General features: G+C 76.0%; 3 protein-coding genes and 1 pseudogene. 1 reads left to right on the top strand and 3 read right to left on the bottom strand.

All coding sequences use genetic code 11. The annotated features are described in order from the left end of the window. The 3 genes and pseudogenes from ABD317_RS36005 to ABD317_RS35995 all read right to left on the bottom strand — a co-directional run. A pseudogene (locus ABD317_RS36005) lies at nt 1-385 on the bottom strand (hypothetical protein); the annotation flags it as partial. Nucleotides 386-620: 235 nt separating this feature from the next. After that, a complete protein-coding gene (locus ABD317_RS36000; protein ID WP_344296112.1) occupies nt 621-827 on the bottom strand; it encodes a hypothetical protein in 207 nt (68 codons plus the stop codon). 184 nt (nt 828-1011) lie between these two features. Continuing rightward, the gene (locus tag ABD317_RS35995; RefSeq protein WP_027757190.1) at nt 1012-1266 is read right to left on the bottom strand and encodes a hypothetical protein; all 255 of its coding nucleotides are present in this window, start codon (nt 1264-1266) and stop codon (nt 1012-1014) included. A gap of 169 nt (nt 1267-1435) precedes the next feature. Between ABD317_RS35995 and ABD317_RS35990 the strand changes: the two genes are divergently transcribed. Next, a partial coding sequence (locus tag ABD317_RS35990; RefSeq protein ID WP_344296110.1) for a serine/threonine-protein kinase occupies nt 1436-2320 on the top strand: 885 nt, incomplete at its 3' end.

Here is a 2320-nt window from a genome sequence, read left to right as displayed (position 1 = left end):
GGCCGGCCATCGCCGGCAGCGGCCCCGGCAGCCGGCCGACGGGTGTCGCGTGCAGCCGCGCCGTCAGGTGCCCCGCCTCCCGCCACGGCGCCGCTTCGGGGGCGTCCGGCGCGACCGCGGCCCCGTACGGCCAGCTGCTGACGTGCCGGCCGTCGACGGGGCCGGTCGGCCCGGCGAGCGGGGCGAGCAGGATGCCGGCCAGCAGCGGGTGCGCGGCCACCCGCAGCCGGGCGGCGAGGGCGGCGGGGTCCAGGCGCGCGGCGTGGACCTTGAGTACGGTGCCGCCGCTGCGGACGACGGTCACGTCCGGGCGGTCGACGAGCACCGCGGGCTCGCCGGCCCCCCGGCTCAGCTCCGCCAGCCGGTCGACGAGGCGTGCGCGCACCGGCTCATCCTAGAACCTGCCGCCCGCGGTCCGGCCGGGTGCGCGGCGGCGGCCCGCGCCCGGACGGGCCGGCGCGCAGGTCGGCAGCGGGGCTGACCTGCACCGGGGCCGGAAAACGCGTAGCCCGGGCGTCTCCCCAGACACCCGGGCGTACACGTCCGTCCGCCGCACCCCCGTCCCCACGGGGCTGAGCCGGCTGTCCCCGGCCCGGGCCGCTCTCCCGGGCCTGACGGGGCTACTGCCCCATCATTCCGGCCACGGACGACGCATGTGTGATGACCGCGTCCCAGCCGCCGAAGACGACGGTGAGAACGATCGCGAGGGGCAGGACCATGGCGAGGGCGACCAGCGGGTGCCGGCGCTCCGGCGGCGGTGCGCCGAACGCGGCGAGCGCCCCGGCGACGGCCTCGGGCCGTGCGGCGTACTCCGCTGTTCTCTCCATGGCTCCCACTCCTGTGTTGGGGCGGCGGGCGTCCGACCTCGGGGGACGAGTGCTGCGCCCGCCGCTTGACGACAACATTAGGGAAGTGATCGGCACGGGTCGTCATGCCCGCGTATCGATTGCCTGGCCTCCCGGAGGATGACTGCGGCGCGAAGTCGCTACTCCCACGGGTGGAGACCGCGTACTACGACCCAGGGTCTTCCCGGAGGGGGGCCTCGCCGTCCGTGCGCGGCACGGGATGCTCCACCAGGGCGAGGACCCTGGTGGCCATGAACCGGGCCGTGCGCACCACCGAGCCGCTGCGCGTCACCTCGCTCACCTCGACCACGCCCCGGCGCACCGACGACTCGACCCTCCGGCCGGCGCGCGAGGCCACGACCTGGTACGTCCGCGTCGTGTCCCCCGCGTCCACGACTATCTCCACTCGATCGCCCTTCACCTGTCCGCATCCCCCTTCCCAGGGGCCGCACTTGGGCCCGGCCATATCTCCAGGATCCCACCTGGTACTGACAATTCGGCCCGCCGCACGGCGCCCTGCCAGCGCGAGCGGCCGTCAAGTCCGTAAGCTGTGCACGGCAGACAGACCGGGCAGCGGGGATGGTTACGGCATGGCGATGATGCGGCTCCGTCGTGAGGATCCGCGCGTCGTCGGCTCGTTCCGGATCCACCGGCGGCTCGGCGCGGGCGGCATGGGCGTGGTCTACCTGGGCTCCGACCGGCGCGGACAGCGGGTCGCCCTGAAGGTGATCCGGCCGGACCTGGCGGAGGACCAGGAGTTCCGGTCGCGGTTCGCCCGCGAGGTCTCGGCGGCCCGCCGGATCCGCGGCGGCTGCACGGCCCGGCTGGTGGCCGCCGACCTGGACGCGGACCGCCCGTGGTTCGCCACGCAGTACGTGCCCGGCCCCTCCCTGCACGACAAGGTCGGCGACGAGGGCCCGCTCGTGGCCGCCCGGGTCGCGGCGATCGGCGCGGCGCTCTCCGAGGGCCTGGTCGCCGTGCACGAGGCGGGCGTGGTGCACCGCGACCTGAAGCCGTCCAACATCCTGCTGTCCCCCAAGGGGCCGCGGATCATCGACTTCGGCATCGCCTGGGCGACCGGGGCCTCCACGCTGACGCACGTCGGCACGGCGGTCGGCTCGCCCGGGTTCCTGGCGCCCGAGCAGGTCCGGGGGCAGCCGGTGACGCCGGCGAGCGACGTGTTCTCGCTGGGCGCCACCCTGGCGTACGCGACGACGGGCGACTCGCCGTTCGGGCAGGGCAGTTCCGAGGTGATGCTGTACCGGGTGGTGCACGAGGAGCCGCTGCTCGACGGCGTGCCGGACGCGCTGGCGCCGCTGCTGCGCACCTGCCTGGCGAAGACGCCCGACGACCGGCCGTCGACGCTGCAGCTCTCGCTGCGGCTGAAGGAGATCGCGGCCCGCGAGGCGCACGGCGCGGGGGCGCAGGCCGCCCCGCCGCCGCGCCGGGCCGCCCCGGGGCGTACGGCGCCGGTG

Source organism: Streptomyces synnematoformans (genome assembly GCF_039531005.1).
Classification (GTDB): Bacteria; Actinomycetota; Actinomycetes; order Streptomycetales; family Streptomycetaceae; genus Streptomyces; species Streptomyces synnematoformans.
This window is presented reverse-complemented; position numbering and strand designations above follow the sequence as displayed.